This is a genomic window from Acinetobacter sp. Ac_5812 (genome assembly GCF_013072695.1).
Lineage (GTDB): Bacteria > Pseudomonadota > Gammaproteobacteria > Pseudomonadales > Moraxellaceae > Acinetobacter.
Window position 1 is genome coordinate 190228 of sequence record NZ_LXUK01000001.1, and the last position, 17319, is coordinate 207546.

The 17319-nt window shown below is 41.8% G+C and carries 15 protein-coding genes; 7 read left to right on the forward strand and 8 right to left on the reverse strand.

The annotated features are described in order from the left end of the window. Nucleotides 1-134: 134 nt before the first annotated feature. Complete coding sequence (locus A7P55_RS00970; protein WP_004803862.1) at nucleotides 135-512, forward strand: SEL1-like repeat protein; 378 nt, start codon at nucleotides 135-137, stop codon at nucleotides 510-512. A gap of 45 nt (nucleotides 513-557) precedes the next feature. Here A7P55_RS00970 and ettA read toward each other — a convergent pair whose 3' ends face one another. Then, nucleotides 558-2219, reverse strand: a complete 1662-nt coding sequence (ettA, locus tag A7P55_RS00975; protein WP_171550752.1) for an energy-dependent translational throttle protein EttA — start codon at nucleotides 2217-2219, stop codon at nucleotides 558-560. A 298-nt stretch (nucleotides 2220-2517) separates the two neighbouring features. On the opposite strand from ettA, the gene A7P55_RS00980 reads away from it, so the two are divergent. Continuing rightward, complete coding sequence (locus A7P55_RS00980; RefSeq protein ID WP_171550753.1) at nucleotides 2518-3795, forward strand: aminotransferase class V-fold PLP-dependent enzyme; 1278 nt, start codon at nucleotides 2518-2520, stop codon at nucleotides 3793-3795. Between the two features lie 249 nt (nucleotides 3796-4044). Beyond that, the gene (locus tag A7P55_RS00985; protein WP_005297403.1) at nucleotides 4045-4932 is read left to right on the forward strand and encodes an SDR family NAD(P)-dependent oxidoreductase; all 888 of its coding nucleotides are present in this window, start codon (nucleotides 4045-4047) and stop codon (nucleotides 4930-4932) included. Nucleotides 4933-4996: 64 nt separating this feature from the next. Here A7P55_RS00985 and A7P55_RS00990 read toward each other — a convergent pair whose 3' ends face one another. After that, a complete protein-coding gene (locus A7P55_RS00990; RefSeq protein ID WP_171550754.1) occupies nucleotides 4997-6100 on the reverse strand; it encodes an SDR family NAD(P)-dependent oxidoreductase in 1104 nt (367 codons plus the stop codon). Nucleotides 6101-6205: 105 nt separating this feature from the next. On the opposite strand from A7P55_RS00990, the gene A7P55_RS00995 reads away from it, so the two are divergent. Then, nucleotides 6206-6592, forward strand: a complete 387-nt coding sequence (locus A7P55_RS00995) for a MerR family DNA-binding protein (RefSeq protein WP_004803851.1) — start codon at nucleotides 6206-6208, stop codon at nucleotides 6590-6592. A 497-nt stretch (nucleotides 6593-7089) separates the two neighbouring features. After that, the gene (locus A7P55_RS01000) at nucleotides 7090-8382 is read left to right on the forward strand and encodes an MFS transporter (protein WP_171550755.1); all 1293 of its coding nucleotides are present in this window, start codon (nucleotides 7090-7092) and stop codon (nucleotides 8380-8382) included. Between the two features lie 63 nt (nucleotides 8383-8445). Here the strand turns inward: A7P55_RS01000 and A7P55_RS01005 are convergent, their stop codons facing one another. Then, nucleotides 8446-9210: an HD domain-containing protein gene (locus A7P55_RS01005; protein ID WP_171550756.1), complete on the reverse strand. Its 765-nt coding sequence runs from the start codon at nucleotides 9208-9210 to the stop codon at nucleotides 8446-8448. Between the two features lie 381 nt (nucleotides 9211-9591). Between A7P55_RS01005 and A7P55_RS01010 the strand changes: the two genes are divergently transcribed. Next, nucleotides 9592-10899: a citrate:proton symporter gene (locus tag A7P55_RS01010; protein ID WP_171550757.1), complete on the forward strand. Its 1308-nt coding sequence runs from the start codon at nucleotides 9592-9594 to the stop codon at nucleotides 10897-10899. Between the two features lie 87 nt (nucleotides 10900-10986). Here A7P55_RS01010 and A7P55_RS01015 read toward each other — a convergent pair whose 3' ends face one another. Then, nucleotides 10987-11871: a LysR family transcriptional regulator gene (locus A7P55_RS01015; protein ID WP_171550758.1), complete on the reverse strand. Its 885-nt coding sequence runs from the start codon at nucleotides 11869-11871 to the stop codon at nucleotides 10987-10989. Nucleotides 11872-11978: 107 nt separating this feature from the next. Here A7P55_RS01015 and A7P55_RS01020 point away from each other — a divergent pair, with 107 nt between their 5' ends. Beyond that, entirely contained in the window at nucleotides 11979-12734 is a 756-nt protein-coding gene (locus tag A7P55_RS01020; RefSeq protein ID WP_171550759.1) for an SDR family oxidoreductase, read from the forward strand. 49 nt (nucleotides 12735-12783) lie between these two features. Here the strand turns inward: A7P55_RS01020 and A7P55_RS01025 are convergent, their stop codons facing one another. The 4 genes from A7P55_RS01025 to A7P55_RS01040 form a co-directional block, all read right to left on the reverse strand. Further along, nucleotides 12784-13101 (reverse strand): AzlD domain-containing protein, encoded by a 318-nt coding sequence (locus A7P55_RS01025; RefSeq protein WP_171550760.1) that lies wholly within the window; start codon nucleotides 13099-13101, stop codon nucleotides 12784-12786. Continuing rightward, nucleotides 13098-13811 (reverse strand): AzlC family ABC transporter permease, encoded by a 714-nt coding sequence (locus tag A7P55_RS01030; protein WP_171550761.1) that lies wholly within the window; start codon nucleotides 13809-13811, stop codon nucleotides 13098-13100. Before A7P55_RS01030 ends, A7P55_RS01025 begins: the two co-directional genes overlap by 4 nt. A 77-nt stretch (nucleotides 13812-13888) precedes the next feature. Beyond that, nucleotides 13889-14719: an AraC family transcriptional regulator gene (locus tag A7P55_RS01035; RefSeq protein ID WP_171550762.1), complete on the reverse strand. Its 831-nt coding sequence runs from the start codon at nucleotides 14717-14719 to the stop codon at nucleotides 13889-13891. Between the two features lie 240 nt (nucleotides 14720-14959). Beyond that, nucleotides 14960-17314, reverse strand: a complete 2355-nt coding sequence (locus A7P55_RS01040; protein ID WP_171550763.1) for a Tex family protein — start codon at nucleotides 17312-17314, stop codon at nucleotides 14960-14962. Nucleotides 17315-17319 lie beyond the last annotated feature (5 nt).

Below are 17319 nucleotides of genomic sequence, written 5' to 3' on the forward strand. Positions count from 1 at the left end.
GAAGCAATCTGGTATAGGCTTATTTTCTATAGGATTTATCACTGCTATGGAATACACAAATAGAACAATAGCTGCAAAGAAAAAACATATATTAAAAACATAATAATGAAAAACTTAGCTCAAGGAGTTGCATGATGAATATTGCAAGTATTAAACAGCGGTTGCATTCCTATTGTTCTGGTTTGGTTCAACAGAACATCATATCTGAGTCTGAACGAGAAATTCATAAAGCTGAGTTTTTTCAAACATTGGCACATCATGAACACGAGCAAGACAGCCACCCTTTTATTTCAGCCAATGACCGCAATGCGGTTTGGTATTTCCTTCGTGCAGCCTTACGTGGTAATGCAGATGCCGCTTTTAAACTAGGCGAAAGCTATTTGCATGGCGAGTTAGGTTTAGATAAAAATTATGGCAAAGCGCAATATTGGTTAGAACGCGCAGCCCATTTAGGACATCCTGAAGCCAAAGCCTATTTATATAGTGCATTCAGTGAATTGGCTTTTTCATAAGCATAAAAAAACCAGCTCGGAAGCTGGTTTTTTTATTGACAGAAATTAACCTGTAATCTTTTTATATTTAGAACGTTTTGCGACCGCTGCATCACCTAAACGCGACTGGCGGTATGCTTCATATTCAGCATAGTTCCCTTCGTAGAACTCAGGCTGTTCATTTTCAAATGACAAGATATGCGTTGCAATACGGTCAAGGAACCAACGGTCATGCGATACCACCATGACCGTACCAGGGAATACAAGAATTGCATCCTCAAGTGCACGCAAGGTTTCGATATCCAAGTCGTTTGATGGCTCATCCAGTAAGATGACGTTTGCACCTAACTGTAAGATTTTCGCAAGTTGTAAACGGTTACGTTCACCACCTGATAATTCGCCTACACGTTTTTGCTGATCTTGACCTTTGAAGTTAAAGCGACCGATATAAGCACGCGATGCAATTTCGTATTCGCCGATTTTTAGGATATCCAAACCGCCAGAAACTTCTTCCCAAACGGTTTTATTATTATCCAACGTATCGCGGATCTGCCCTACATAAGCCACTTTAACTGACTCACCTAAGGTTACAGTACCTGTATCTGGTTGCTGTTCGCCCGTCATCATACGGAATAGTGTGGTTTTACCCGCACCGTTCGGACCCACAATACCAACAATCGCAGTTGGTGGAATTGTGAAAGTTAAGTCTTTATAAAGCAGACGACCATCAAATGATTTACTGATCCCTTCTACTTCTACAACTTTATTGCCTAGGCGCGGACCAGGTGGAATATAAATTTCAGAAGTTTCGTTACGCTGTTGGAACTCACGTGAGTTAAGTTCTTCAAAACGCTCCATACGCGCTTTGTTTTTCTTTTGCTGACCTTTGGCATTTGAACGAACCCATTCCAGTTCTTTTTTCAATGCCTTAGCAAAAGATTCTTCTTGCTTGTTTTCTTGCTCTAAACGCGCATTCTTTTGTTCCAACCAAGAGGTATAGTTGCCTTGATAAGGAATACCCATGCCACGGTCAAGTTCTAGAATCCACTCAGCGACGTTATCTAAGAAATAACGGTCATGCGTAATCGCAACGATTGTGCCTGGGAAGTCTTTTAAGAAACGCTCTAACCAAGATACTGATTCAGCATCTAAATGGTTCGTCGGTTCGTCCAAAAGCAACATGTCTGGCTTCGAAAGCAATAAACGACATAAGGCAACACGACGACGCTCACCACCTGAAAGTAATGATACATCAGCATCCCAAGCTGGGAGGTTCAATGCATCAGCAGCAATTTCAAGCTGGTTATTCAGGTTATGCGCATCCCAAGCGTGGATGATTGATTCTAATTTTTCTTGCTCTTTTGCAAGCGCATCAAAATCTGCATCAGGCTCAGCATATTCAGCAAAAACTTGATCAAGACGCGCTAAAGCATCAAGTGCTTCACGTACACCATCTTCAACGTTACCACGAACGTCTTTGCTTGGATCGAGTGGCGGTTCTTGTTCTAAGTAGCCGATCTTGATTCCTGGTTGTGCACGAGCTTCACCTGAGAAATCTTTATCTACGCCAGCCATAATACGGAGTAAGGTTGACTTACCAGCACCGTTCAAACCAAGCACACCAATTTTTGCGCCTGGGAAAAATGATAAAGAGATGTCTTTTAAGATTTCGCGCTTCGGCGGAACCATTTTCGACACTCGATTCATCGTATAAATATATTGGGCCACGCAGGACTCCTCAAGAAAAACGAATACATCGCAAAATAGCGAATAAAATAATCGGCGTATTATACGCTGAAAAGCCAATTGACTTGAAGTTAAGATGACATTTGTTTGTCTGGATCAAAGAATTTTCTTTTGCAAGACATTACAAGTTTGAATTATTTGGTCATTTTCAAAAATAATTACGACCGATAAAAACTCGCTATATCACTAAAATCACTATCAAGCGCAAAAATTATGCACCATTTTGGATAAAATATACGCTAGACTCGATCAACATTTAACACACGTAGATGATGTAATCATGACTTATAAAGATGAAACTTTAGCCATTCATGCGGGATATTCACCAGAAGCAACTACCAAAGCAGTGGCGGTGCCGATTTATCAAACCACCTCTTATGCCTTTGATAATACACAACATGGGGCAGATTTATTTGATCTTAAAGTTCAAGGAAATATCTATACCCGTATTATGAACCCGACCACGGCGGTACTTGAACAGCGTATAACTGCGCTCGAAGGTGGTATTGGGGCATTGGCTTTAGCCTCAGGCATGGCTGCGATCACTTACGCGATTCAAACCATTGCCGAAGCAGGTGACAATATTGCATCCGTATCTACCTTGTATGGTGGGACTTATAATTTATTTGCCCATACACTACCAAAGCAAGGCATTGAAGTCCGTTTCTTCGATTATCAAAATCCTGAAGCATTGCGTCAGATTATTGATGAAAAGACCAAGCTGGTTTTTGTTGAATCGATTGGTAATCCCCTTGGCAATATCATCGACCTTGAAGCCATAGCCAAAATTGCCCATGAATATGGTGTACCAGTCATTGTCGATAATACGGTGGCTACACCTGCCTTGTTAAAGCCATTTGAATTTGGTGCGGATATTGTGGTGCACTCTCTGACCAAATATATCGGTGGGCATGGCAACAGTATTGGTGGCGTGATTGTTGATAGCGGCAAGTTTCCTTGGGGCAAATACCCTGAACGCTTTAAAGCTTTAAATACACCTGATCCAAGTTATCATGGCGTGAATTATGTCGAAGTATTGGGCGAAGCCGCTTTTATTGCACGCGCACGTGTAGTGCCGTTGCGTAACACCGGTGCAGCAATTAGTCCATTAAGCGTATTCTTGATCCTACAGGGACTCGAAACCTTGAATCTGCGAATGGAGCGTCATACCGAAAATGCCATCAAAATTGCCGAATATTTAAAACAACATGCAAAAGTGAAGTGGGTGAATTATGCAGGTCTAAAGGACCATCCGCAGCACCATTTGGCGCAAAAGTATGTGAAAGGTAAACCTTCTGCCATCCTTTCTTTCGGTGTTCAGGATGGTCTAGCTGGTGGCACCCGCTTTATTGATGCTTTACAGCTGTTTACGCGTCTGGTGAATATCGGAGATGCCAAAAGTCTGGCTTGCCATCCAGCGACGACAACCCACCGCCAGCTCAATGCAGAGGAACTCAAATCAGCAGGCGTCAGTGAAGACTTAGTGCGTTTATCTATTGGGATTGAGCATGTTGATGATCTGATTGCCGACCTCGAACAGGCCCTTGCTCAGGTTTAATTTGAATGAAATCAATAAGCCCCTCTTCAGGGGCTTATTTTTTGTGCAAAAGCTAAAAAATATAATTGCTTTTTCAACTATTACAAGATCTTGTTTTAGAGCTTTTACTCTAAAAAAGACATTATTTTTCAAATATTTACACTAGACAAACAAAAAATATCGGTTAATATTACACCAAAATAAAGTGCAGTGTTTAATCGTAATAAGAAGGCATTGCAAACAACAGCGTGATTAATGTAGGTAACTTACATGAATGCAAAACTCAAAAAACTTTTTCAGCAAAAAGTCGACGGTAAAACAATCATTGTCACAGGAGCATCAAGTGGTATTGGTTTAACGGTTTCAAAATACCTTGCTCAAGCAGGTGCTCATGTCTTATTGCTCGCTCGTACTAAAGAGAAGTTAGATGAGGTCAAAGCTGAGATCGAGGCTGAAGGTGGAAAAGCGACCGTATTTCCATGTGATCTCAATGATATGGAATCGATTGATGCAGTTTCAAAAGAAATCTTAGCAGCAGTAGATCACATTGATATTCTTGTGAACAACGCAGGGCGTTCAATCCGTCGTGCGGTACATGAGTCGGTTGATCGTTTCCATGACTTCGAACGTACCATGCAGTTAAATTACTTTGGTGCAGTACGTTTAGTCTTGAATATTTTACCGCACATGATGCAACGTAAAGACGGCCAGATCATCAACATCAGCTCGATTGGTGTACTTGCCAATGCAACCCGCTTTTCTGCTTATGTGGCGTCTAAAGCCGCGCTGGATGCATTTAGTCGTTGTTTATCTGCGGAAGTTCATTCACACAAAATTGCGATTACTTCTATTTATATGCCTTTGGTCCGCACACCAATGATTGCACCAACCAAAATTTATAAATATGTACCAACGCTTTCACCTGAAGAAGCAGCCGATTTGATTGCTTATGCAATCGTGAAGCGTCCGAAAAAGATCGCGACGAACTTAGGTCGACTTGCTTCGATTACCTATGCGATTGCACCTGACGTCAACAACATTTTGATGTCGATTGGTTTCAACTTATTCCCAAGCTCTACAGCATCTGTCGGTGAGCAAGAGAAATTGAACATTATGCAACGTGCCTATGCGCGTTTGTTCCCAGGTGAACACTGGTAATCGCCTACGATGATTCAAAAAGCAGCCACTCAACAGATTGGCTGCTTTTTTATGCATAAGTATTTTAAGAGCCTGTGTTTTGATTCATCCAATCGGTTGTTTTACGAATCGCTGCTTCTAAGTTTCCCATTGAAATCTGCCAACGCTGTTGAAACTGCGTCAATCGTTCTCGATCCAACTGTTCTGTTCTTAGAAAGCTCAGCATTTCCGTAAACATTTCTAATTTTTTCGCCAACCACTGCCACTTTAAAATAAATCTCAGCAGCCCGATTGGCATATGCCTAGTTGGTGCACTCACCTGTAATTGATCTGCTATCATTTGAGCGAGTTGATGCAAAGCCAGATTGTTTTCACTCACAGCCAACATCGCTTGATTCGACAAAGCCCTATCAACCGAAGCACTGACCATTATCCGACATAAGTCATCGACACGGATTAAAGGTAGATAATGTTGAGCCGTTGCAGGGATGGCACCCATTTTTCCCCGTTTGAGCACATCAATCATTTGCGCGATCGGCTGATTCATGGGAATTTCACCAGACACATCATCACCAACAACTGTTGCAGGATGAATTATGGTCCAATCTACGGATAGCTGTTGAGCCTGTTGTATCCATGCAAAATGCGCTTCTATTTTAGATGCTTTATAAGCGCCCAAATGCTGGTACACAGATGGCCATTGGGTACGCTCAGGTTGTTCAAGACAAAGCCCTGCCTGCTGTAAATGACCCGTGATCGTCAGCATATAACCCGAAACATGTACTGCTCGCTTCAAAGCACAATATTGCTGAACACAGGTTAATAAATTCAACGCACCTTCAACATTTACGGCACGCGCTTGTTGCATACTCAGGTTCCACGCAAACAACGCACTACTATTATATAAAGTGTTCACTGCGCTTAATTTTTGCCAATCTTGCTCGCTGATGGCAAGCTTAGCCTGCGTCACATCACCTTGGATAAAGCTCAATTGATTCATGGAAACATCTTTTTGACTGAGCCAATTTGTGAGCACAGGTTGTTGTTTAGCTTGATTCCGAACTAAGGCAAAAACCGTGTATCCTTGCTTCAGTAGCTCTAAAATTAAATAGCGACCAATAAATCCTGTTGCACCTGCAACCAAGGCAACTTGTTGATTTTGTTTGATTTTTAAGTTGTAATGCTCCATCTCATCTGCTCTTTTGATTGAATGTAGGCATAGGCTAAAGGATGGAGTACACTCAATGGTCAAGGCATTTTTTAGACATATTCAAGAATAATAAGGATGATCGCCATGTTAATTGGACAATTGGCAAAACAGACGGATTTAAGTCGGGATACCATTCGCTTTTATGAAAAAATGCAGCTGATCCAATCCATTACCTGTAATAACGGCTATAAAGATTATTCAGAACAAACCCTACAACAACTGCAATTGATTCGTACCGCAAAAAACCTTGGATTCTCGCTCAATGAAATTAAGCAGATTTTAGCGATGACAGCCCAAGATGAAATCCCTGCCCCACAAGTACAAAGCATTTTCCAAGACAAGTTAGACTTGATAGATGAGAAGATTGCACAGCTTCATCAAATCAGAACGATGTTAAGTCGATTTACTCAGGGTGAAGCTTGCCCCCTAAGGAAAGATTGTCCGATTCCAGACCTCAACCAATTGCTTTAAAAGCTTTCTGCAATGGCCACAACTTCCCATGTGTATAAACTAAAACTTATCCACAGCTTTGCTGTATTAATCATCAGTAGCGTCTGTCGATTTTGCTTCTAACATATTTCTGGATCACATATTTCCAATGCGATTGCCACGCTCACCTTCCAATACAAGCACTCCATGTCTTGAATTGAAATGAAATGAAAAGATGAAAATCCTAAAAAATGCCTTTATTACAATCTATTTACATAACATCAGCTTGTTCCTGCTCCTAGATTGTCCCTTGATACAGCTCAATTAATTGCTTTTAAAAACATTAAATTCCCAATATTGACCATTCTGACATTCTTTATCTGTCAATGATTTAGCTAAAAACCAGTATTATTCTCTCTATCTAAAAATACATTCATAAAAAGCATACAAAATAGTGTCATTTTCATACTTCTTTAGCGGTATATAACATTCTGTAAAGATTCAGTTACAGAATCTTGCTTGGTTGAAAAGGAACATATATGAGTCAGACATATAGCAAGGAAGAAAAAAGAAGTCGTATCAAAGGTATCGTCGGTGCGGCATCAGGGAATTTAGTTGAGTGGTTCGATTTCTATATTTATGCCGTTTTTGCTGCCTATTTTACCCATGCATTGACCGCTCCAGATATGGATCCAACCACCAAAGCCATTTATGTTTGGGGCGTGTTTGGCGCCAGCTTTTTCATGCGCCCAATCGGCAGTTGGCTATTCGGACGTATTGCTGACCGTCAAGGCCGCAAGCAATCAATGGTCATTTCAATTTGCTTAATGGCACTCAGTTCATTCCTGTTCGCAGCCTTACCGACTTATGATCAAGTTGGGATGTGGGCACCCTTTTTACTGCTCATGGTACGTTTACTGCAAGGCCTCTCTGTCGGTGGTGAGTATGGTGCTGTTGCAACCTATATGAGTGAACTCGGCTTAAAAGGGCAACGAGGCTTCTTTGCATCATTCCAGTATGTCACCCTTTCCGGTGGTCAGTTACTTGCCAGTTTGCTTGGGGTGATCTTGCTCGGCTTTATGACCGAACAACAGCTGAATGATGGTGGCTGGCGAATTCCTTTCGTCATCGGTGGTGTTGCTGCATTATTGTCTTTGTTCGCCCGTAGGCGTTTAGAAGAAACCTTGTCACATGAAGATGCTGAACGTGAAGAATCGGGTAGCTTAATCGCCTTGCTTAAACAGCATTGGAAAACTTTCCTATTGGTTGTCGGCTATACATCAGCTGGTTCACTTACCTTCTATGTGGTCACAGTTTATTCAAAAACCTACCTCACCAATATCGGTATGGACGGCAAAACGGTTGGCTTTATCATGACCACGGCGCTGTTTGTCTTTATGCTGGCACAACCGCTGTTTGGTATGCTTTCCGATCGCATTGGACGTCGTGCATCCATGCTGGCGTTCAGTTTACTCAGCGCAATCTTTATTTATCCAGTCATGGTCACAGGTATGCGCAGCTTTGCTGACTCGCCTGTGATTATCACCCTGTTACTGATTTTCTTGATGATGTTGCTGAGCTTCTATACCTCAATCAGTGGTCTGGTCAAAGCTGAAATGTTCCCACCACATGTCCGTGCTTTGGGTGTCGGCTTTTCTTATGCTGTCGGTAATGCCTTATTTGGCGGTTCTGCACCATCGGTGGCGTTATTATTTAAAGATGCAGGCATTGAAAATACCTTCTTCGTATACGTGATTGTCATGCTGATTATCTGTTTCTTATGTAGTTTGGCCTTACCGAAAAAACCTGTATATCTTGAACATGACCACTAAATAAATTGTGTCCTCAATTTAAACCACTTTTGTAAAAGCAAAGGTGGTTTTTTATTTTGAGCTTTATTCTAGATAGGGATTTAAATTCACTAACTGTTTGAAACCGCTGTTCACTAACATTGCGGTACGAGATTTTGGTCGTTCATGTGCTTCCTGTTGGGTAAATTCAATCATGCTCTGATTAAAATCAAGTCGTGGGTATCTTTGCTGTAATTGCTGTCTAAACTGTTCTGAAAACTCAAAACCACGACTACCAATCACATCACAACTGGCCGCTTGTTGCAGCAAATGCGCTTCTATTCCCTCATTGAGCCCAACATAAGGATTCATATGCATACTGATCACCTCAAAAAGTTGATCCGCTCGGGGTGGTTGCCAACCCTGTTCAAGCGACCAATCTTTTGCTGCATACGCCCCTTGCCCAGCAAAACAACGACAATGTTGATGATGCTGATAATGTGGTTCTGTCATGCCTAAATCATGCAATAAGCATGCAACTGCTAATAATTCATCATCACGTTGCATGTTTTGCATCTTGGCAAAAGCAATGGCATAACACCATGTACGAAGACAATGATTTTGCAGAGATGCTGAGCTACAGGACTGCATCTCTTCTAAAGCCCGTTGCACATCTACACTATCAGGCAAGACAAGATCATCCAGACGCAATTCATACTGAACAGTCGGGCTGCTCCGATTCACCAAACTGTACATTTTTATACTCTGTTTTAGCACAGGCAACAGGCTATGACTCAAAAGTGCTATACGATCTTTTAAGGATAAATCCCCCAAAGTCTGTGCCATCCAAGCGTGTCGACCTATCTGCATTTTTATCCAACCTTAAAATTAGAGTAATTACTCTAATTTATGTTCTACTGCAAAAAAAGACAGAAGTCAAAATCAAGTCATTTCATTTTGATTGTTCTCAGCGCAGTATTTTTAGAGAATTGGCGATTAAATCTACCGCTTTAATCTCCAGCTTTCATCTAAAAATTGGCTACTTTTCATTAAAATCATCATTTTACTCTGACCAATTTTCCAGAAAAATTAAACAAAATGTTCATTTCTCGGCCTGTTTGTTTGTTTTTTATCCTTAATCCTAAGAACCAATTAAGTTTTTATGCATAATGGTCGGCGCTTTAATTTTTATTTTTGGTGTATTTTTAACACTTTTTTATGTCAAGAGGTTACAACTTTAGGGAGTAAATAATGCTGACGCTGATCGGTATTCTAATTATTGTGACAATTGTTGCGCTACTGATGTCTGGTAAAACCAGTCCAATTGTTGCGATGTCGATTGTTCCTCTTATTGGCGCGCTCATTGCTGGTTTTTCGATTAGCGAGATTTCTGGTTTCTTTGAAGCCGGTCTAGCCAAAGTGACCAAAGTGGCGACCATGTTTTTATTCGCCATTTTGTTTTTTAGCATTTTAAAAGAATTACATGTCTTTGACCCCATGATTAAACGCATGGTGCAAATGACCCGTGGCAATGTCGTGATCGTTGCTGTGATGACCACTGTGATTGCTGCGATTGTACATTTAGATGGATCAGGCGCTGCCACTTTTTTAATTATTATTCCTGCTTTATTACCACTTTACCGTAAGCTGGGCATGAGTCCCTATCTGATGCTATTACTGATGGCAGGCAGTATGGGTGTAATGAATATGGTGCCATGGGGCGGACCTTTGGGCCGAGCTTCGGCCGCGACAGGTTTAGATGCTGCCACACTCTGGCATAGTCTGATTCCCGTTCAAGTGGTGGGGGTTGCAGGGATGATGGTGTTTGCCGTATTCATGGGTTTACGTGAGAAAAAACGTATTCTTGCAGCCCAAGCCCTTGGCACTACCCCATTTGAACAAGACTGCATGGCTAAAGATCTGGCCGAAGATCTGCAAGAAGACGCCAAACCAAAGAATCTATGGTTTAACCTTGGTCTGATCGTTGCTGCCATCGTGTGTCTGGCATTTGGACTATTCTCTGCACCTTATGTGTTTATGCTTGCCCTTGCCTTGGTCTTGATCGTCAACTTCCCGCAACCGAAAACACAGATTGAAGTGATTGGCCGTCATGCACCACAAGCACTGAGCATGGTTGCCATTATTTTTGCGGCAGGTGCCTTCCTTGGGATTCTGTCTGAATCAGGTATGCTGCAATCGATTGCCTTAGACCTCATTAAAATCCTACCAAGTACATGGATTGCAAGTCTGCACATTCTGGTGGGAATTTTGGGTGTACCGATGGACATCTTTACCAGTACTGATGCCTATTACTTTGCCTTGTTACCGATTGTGCAGGAAGTCACTGCTACCGCTGGGGTGAATGCCGATTCAGTGGTGTACGCCATGGCGATTGGCAACAATGCAGGAACCTTTGTCAGCCCATTCTCACCCGCAACTTGGCTTGCAGTCGGACTGACAGGCACCGATATGGGACGCCATTTGCGCTATTCATTTGGCTGGATCTGGTTATTCAGTTTCTTTACCTTAGGCGCTGGCTTCTTACTGGGTCTTTATTAATCCTTGCCAAAATAAAAAAGCATACTCAGGTATGCTTTTTTATTGCCCGCATGCTTCACCCACCTAAATCGAGCATTCGCTTTCCGATTACAGTTTGGTTTTTAACAACCCATCTAACCAGTCAATAAAGTCCTGAAAATATTTAGGGCGGTATTGGCGGTCAGTCAGTAACAAATTGACAGGTAATTGTAAGCTTGGAATATCAATAAATAATCGCTGTAACTGTCCTTGTTGTACATAAGGCGCTGCATCAAATTCAGGGATTTGAATCATGCCAATACCTGCTAAACCTGCCTGAATATAAGCCTCAGTATTCTCAACCAATAAACGATACGGCATTTTGACTCGATGTGATTGGAATAAAAGTTCACTCCACTCTCGATAATGTTTAGCGACATGGTAATCCACCGCGAAGTGCTGTTGTAATTCCTCAAAGCGTTGAGGTTCGCCAAACTCTGCCAAATATTGTGGTGCTGCCACAGTCCATATTTCGGTCTGGCTAATAGGACGAATCAGCAGATATTCATCCTGAACTTGCCCGACCCGTACCACACAATCCAGCTGTTGCTCGATCAAATTAGAAAAATCATCACTGCCATTCACCAACATTTTTACTTTGGGGTAACGTTGATAAAATTCAGATAAATGAGGAATCAGAACTTGTGTGGCTAAGCGTTTCGGCATACCAATACTGATCTTGCCTTCTTGACTACGTACATGGGTTTTAAAACGATTCAGCTCTTTTAACTGTGCCACCAAACGCATGGCTTCATGGTAAAACAAACTCCCTTCATGGGTTAAAGCCACTTTACGCGTGGTGCGATAAAACAGTAACACTTCATATTCTTTTTCCAGTGTTTGAATCGCATAAGTCACATTGGAACGTGGTAGCCCCAATTGCAGCGCGGCTTGTGCAAAAGACTGCTTTTCTGCCACTAAGCAAAAGATTTTTAAACGATCAATCTTATCCATTTTTATTGTTCAACTTTTTTGCACAATCAATTCAATACTAACAACTATTTCAAACAAATAAATTCAATTAGCATATTTTTTATGCAAAACAACATCAGGACAAACACATGTCACAGCATCATCTAAATGGAAAAACCGTACTGATCACAGGCGGCGCAAAAAACTTAGGCGGCTTGATTTCACGTAAGTTCGCGGAACAAGGTGCAAATTTACTGATTCATTACAACAGTGCTGCAACCCAAGCCGATGCCGAACAAACCTTAAAAGACGTACAAGCACTCGGAGCAGAAGCCGTGTTGGTACAAGCTGATTTATCCGATATCCAAAATATTGAGCAGCTGTTTATCACCGCTAAAGAAAACTTTGGTGGCGTCGATATTGCGATTAATACCGTGGGTCGTGTCCTGAAGAAACCGTATTTAGACACCACTGAACAAGAGTTTGATGGCATGAATGACATCAACAATAAAATTGCCTATTTTTTTATTCAATCGGCAGGTCGTCATCTCAATGACAATGGAAAAATCTGTACTATTGTGACCAGTTTACTTGCGGCGTATACAGGGCTGTATTCAACCTATGAAGGCTTAAAAGCACCCGTCGAGCATTATACCCGTGCCGCATCCAAAGAGTTTGGTCAACGTGGTATCTCCGTCACCGCTGTTGCACCGGGTCCAATGGATACGCCATTTTTCTACGGTCAGGAGGCGCCTGAAGCCGTGGCCTATCATAAATCAGCATCTGCTTTAGGTGGCTTAACCAAGATCGAAGATATTGAGCCTTTGGTTCGCTTCTTGGTTACCGATGGCTGGTGGATTACTGGACAAACGATTTTTGCCAATGGCGGTTATACCACCCGTTAAGTCGAATATTGACAAAGGTTTGGGCATTCAAGCGCAATGCCCAAACCTACTAAGGTAAGAGAAACACCAAAGCATAGAAACAGGCCAGACTCAGGATAATGGTCAATAGGGTATGTTTCACCTTATACGCAATGATGATGGTTAAAATCGTGGCCAAAAAATACGGATTAAATAAGGTCGAACGAAATGCGCCATGCTCATCCATAAATACAATGGGTGTCGCAATCGCAGTCAATAAACACGGTGCAGAATACTGTAAGGATTGTTGAAACCATTTCGGTAAACGTAACGGAATATTCGGTTCTAGCAAAATATAGCGATTCATAAACACCACCACAGCCAGAATAATCAGAAGGAACCAAGTCATGCCACACGCTCCCGAAGATTCTGTAAACAAGTCGCGGTCAACATACCAATCACCCCTGCCAAAATCGCGGCACTTTTAATCCCTAGACTCAGAAAAACTAAGGTTAACAGCACGGATACCAATACTCCGACCAACGTATTTATGTTTTTAATAAACGGAATAACAATCGCGATAAAGGTCGCTACAATCGAAAAGTCCAAGTGATATTGATCAAGATTCGGTACTGATGAGGCAAGCAGCACCCCACAAAGACTAAACAAGACCCAACATAGATAAAAACAGCTTCCTGCACCCAATAAATAGTAAATATAGTGTTGCTGCTTTTTAATACTCACCGCAAACAATTCATCAGTCAGCAAAAAGCCCAACAGTAAGCGATGTTTTAAAGGCTGTTTAGAAATATCTTCACGCAGATACAGCGCATATAGATAATGCTGTGTGGTAATCAGAAAGACTGAAATGATGATGGTGAATACTGGCGTTCCTGCCATCACTAATCCTAAGGTCATCAACTGCGCTGCGCCTGCAAAGACTAAAGCCGACATGCCAATCGCTTGCCCAGTACTTAGCCCTGCCTGAATTGCCATCGAGCCTGCCAATAGCCCCCACGGTAATACAGCAAAACACAGCGGCAGTATTTTAATTACTCCATTGAGAAATGCCCGTGATACCGTCATTGGCCTATCATCGGTTATGCTTTCACTTAACATCAAAATCACAATTGCTCATAAAAGACCTGATGACTATGCCAAAATTTGATAAGAGAGAATTGTATAAAATTGCTGTTTTATTTGAGGTAAGAAATATAACCACCAGGGGTAATACCGAATGTCTGACGAAAATGACGACTAAAATGACTCTGATCCGAAAAACCACATTGCTGTGAAACCTCAGATAAATTAAGCCCTTGTCTTAACAGTTTTTGTGATTTTTGCAACCGAGCCTGTACCAACCATGCATGCGGTGATAATCCGACGTGTTTTTTAAATTGACGTAAAAAATGCCACTGACTCAGATTGGCCATTTCCGCAAGTGCAGCCAAAGAGAACTCCTGCTCTGGCATGCTTGCCATCAGCTCTTTAATATTTAAAATTCGTTGCTTGGCATTACTCAGATCAGTAATCTGCGGTTTCACCTGACTATATTTCGATACCAACCAGGCAATGGTCGAAAGAAACAAGGTTTGTTTTAATAAAGTGTTATGCGGTTGTTCCAATAAATCGAATAACAGACGGAATTGCTGCGCCAACCCTTCATCATGGAGTACTGCCTCTCTAAACCACGGCGCTGTACCATGCACGGTAGTCAAATCACGTGTCAGTTCGTGAAATATTTCGGGGGTCGGATAAATTGCACGATAGCGCCACCCTGTTTCTACAGCGGCAGAGCCCGTATGTACCTCATCGGCATTGACCAGAATAATATCGCCCTGTGGTGCAACATGATTGCCCCCTGTGCGATAAAAGCGTTGTGCGCCTTCTTCAATTACACCAATACAAAATCCTTCATGAACATGTCGTGAGAATTCTTGCTGATAGTAACTTGCTTTCAGCATTTCCAGACCACCTAGTTCTGCTAGGTGTAAATAATCGACTTGTTCACGAGGTCTACGCGACATCACGACCTCCTTTGAATTCTTTGCATCATGTCAGGTTAACGCGATTTAAATAGATATATAGAACAAAATTGCTGTTTGTTGATTTTATCTGAATTCCTACATATTTCTTAATTTACAAAGAATGATTTAATTAATATTGATGATTGCGCGAAGTGACATACAAACTTACATGCTCAGGACAAGACACCATAATACGCTCAAAATAAAAGCCTCCGAAGAGGCTTTTATTCATTTAATTAATTACTTAGAACCTTTAATCCCTGCTTGTAATAACAAAGCACCTAAACCACCAATTTTTTGCTCTTGTGGTTTTTCAGTTTTTGGCTTGTTATTTTGCGGACGCTTAAAGTCACCTTCTTTACGCGGTGGACGTTGACCTTGTGGCTTACGATCTGAACGTTCAGTACGATCTTGTTGTGGACGTTGCTGACGTGGCGCTTTCGCTGGTGCAGAACCTTCAGCACGCATACTCAAATTCACACGATTACGTTCCACGTCCACTTGCATCACACGTACTTGCACAATTTGACCTGGTTTCACCACTTTATGTGGATCAGAAACAAATTCATTGGCAAGTTCAGAAATATGCACGAGACCATCTTGGTGTACACCCACATCCACAAAGGCACCGAAGTTGGTCACATTGGTGACCACACCTTCAAGTTGCATACCTTCAGTCAATTGTGCAACTTCGGTAATGTCCTCACGGAATTTCGCAGTACGGAACTCAGGACGTGGATCACGGCCTGGTTTTTCCAATTCAGCCAAAACATCTTGAATGGTTGGTAAACCAAATTTGTCATCTACAAATTCATCTGCTTTGACTTGGCGAATGATTTCAGTATTACCGATAATGTCTTTTACCGTGGTTGCTTTTGCAGCAACAATTTTTTCCACCAACCCATAGCTTTCAGGGTGCACTGCAGACGCATCCAATGGCTCAGAACCATCTTGCACACGCAAGAAACCTGCCGACTGCTCAAAAGTACGCTCGCCTAAACGTGGCACTTTTTTCAATGCTTGACGGTTATCAAAACGACCATTTTCTTTACGGTATTCAACAATTTGTTGCGCAATGGCTTTATTTAAACCGGCAATATAAGCCAGAATCGCAGGAGAAGCAGTATTTACATCCACGCCCACAGCATTCACACAGTCTTCAACCACAGCATCCAATGTTTTTGCCAAACCAGCTTGGTTCACATCATGTTGATATTGACCTACACCGATCGATTTAGGATCAATTTTAACGAGTTCAGCCAACGGATCTTGTAAACGACGTGCAATTGAAACCGCACCACGAATTGAAACATCCAATTCAGGCAACTCCTGTGAAGCCAATTCACTTGCAGAGTAAACCGATGCACCCGCTTCACTAACTGTGATACGTGTCAGTTGCAGATCAGTATTGGCCGCCATCATTTCCGCAACCACAGCTTCAGTTTCACGGCTTGCTGTACCATTACCAATCGCAATAAGTTCCACGTGGAACTCTCGACATAAACGAGCAAGTTCAGTAATCGAACCTTCTTTGTCTTCTTTTGGAGCGAATGGATAAATGGTGCTATGCGCAAGCACATCACCGGCATTACTCACCACAGCAAGCTTCACGCCTGTACGGATACCTGGGTCAACACCCAAAGTCGTACGACCGCCAGCAGGGGCAGAAAGCAATAAATGACGTAAGTTTTCAGCAAATACTTCCATTGCTTCAGCTTCAGCAGCCAAACGTTTATCGGTTAATAATGAATGTTCGATTTGCGGACGAATCTTGCCTAACCAAAACAGTTTAGCTGTTTGCTTTAAATAATCTTGACGCATTTGTGGTTGAATTTGTTCAAGATTGTATTCAGTTTCAATACGAGCCAATGGCGCATCATCTTCACCATCAACTTTCAAACCCAATACATTTTCTTGACGACCACGCAGCATCGCCAATAAACGATGTGAAGGGACTTTATTAAAGTTTTCAGAGAACTCGAAATAATCACGGAATTTTTTGCCAACTTCTTTTTTCTCTTCAGAAGCAACGGCACTTTTCAATACCGCAGTTTTAGCAAAAGTTTGTTTTAATTCAGTGGTTAATGCAATATTTTGTGCCCAGTCATCAATCAAGATATGCTGAATCGCATCAAGCTGGCTTTCTGCATCTGGGTAGTCTTCATGACTAAAACCAGCCAATGCTTCAGTTGGATCAACTTGGTCTGCAATAATTTTTTCAGCAATAGCACCAAGGCCTGCTTCTTTTGCTTTAAATGATTTACTGGTACGTTTCGGGCGATACGGTGCGTAAATTTCTTCTAATGCATTTTTAGTCTCAGCTGCATTTACACGCGCCAATAAATCATCGCTTAATTTATCTTGTTCTTGTAAAGATTGGATTACCTTCTCACGACGCTCAAATAAATCACGTAAATAAGTTAAACGTGTATCGAGTTGACGTAATTGCGTATCGTCTAAGCCTTGCGTGACTTCTTTACGGTAACGTGCAATAAAAGGAACGCTAGCACCTTCATCAATTAAACGAATAGCAGCTTCTACTTGGTTTGGACGTACGGCAAGTTCATTTGCCAACTGCTGAACTAAGTCAGTCATCGTGA

Coding starts and splice junctions, on each gene's coding strand:
- A7P55_RS01035 (WP_171550762.1), bottom strand. CDS start 14,719: ATGTCGCGTAGACCTCGTGAACAAGTCGATTATTTACACCTAGCAGAA.
- A7P55_RS00980 (WP_171550753.1), top strand. CDS start 2,518: ATGACTTATAAAGATGAAACTTTAGCCATTCATGCGGGATATTCACCA.
- A7P55_RS01000 (WP_171550755.1), top strand. CDS start 7,090: ATGAGTCAGACATATAGCAAGGAAGAAAAAAGAAGTCGTATCAAAGGT.
- A7P55_RS01030 (WP_171550761.1), bottom strand. CDS start 13,811: ATGTTAAGTGAAAGCATAACCGATGATAGGCCAATGACGGTATCACGG.
- A7P55_RS01020 (WP_171550759.1), top strand. CDS start 11,979: ATGTCACAGCATCATCTAAATGGAAAAACCGTACTGATCACAGGCGGC.
- A7P55_RS01005 (WP_171550756.1), bottom strand. CDS start 9,210: ATGCAGATAGGTCGACACGCTTGGATGGCACAGACTTTGGGGGATTTA.
- A7P55_RS00970 (WP_004803862.1), top strand. CDS start 135: ATGAATATTGCAAGTATTAAACAGCGGTTGCATTCCTATTGTTCTGGT.
- A7P55_RS00985 (WP_005297403.1), top strand. CDS start 4,045: ATGAATGCAAAACTCAAAAAACTTTTTCAGCAAAAAGTCGACGGTAAA.
- A7P55_RS01015 (WP_171550758.1), bottom strand. CDS start 11,871: ATGGATAAGATTGATCGTTTAAAAATCTTTTGCTTAGTGGCAGAAAAG.
- A7P55_RS00995 (WP_004803851.1), top strand. CDS start 6,206: ATGTTAATTGGACAATTGGCAAAACAGACGGATTTAAGTCGGGATACC.
- A7P55_RS01025 (WP_171550760.1), bottom strand. CDS start 13,101: ATGACTTGGTTCCTTCTGATTATTCTGGCTGTGGTGGTGTTTATGAAT.
- A7P55_RS01010 (WP_171550757.1), top strand. CDS start 9,592: ATGCTGACGCTGATCGGTATTCTAATTATTGTGACAATTGTTGCGCTA.
- A7P55_RS00990 (WP_171550754.1), bottom strand. CDS start 6,100: ATGGAGCATTACAACTTAAAAATCAAACAAAATCAACAAGTTGCCTTG.
- A7P55_RS01040 (WP_171550763.1), bottom strand. CDS start 17,314: ATGACTGACTTAGTTCAGCAGTTGGCAAATGAACTTGCCGTACGTCCA.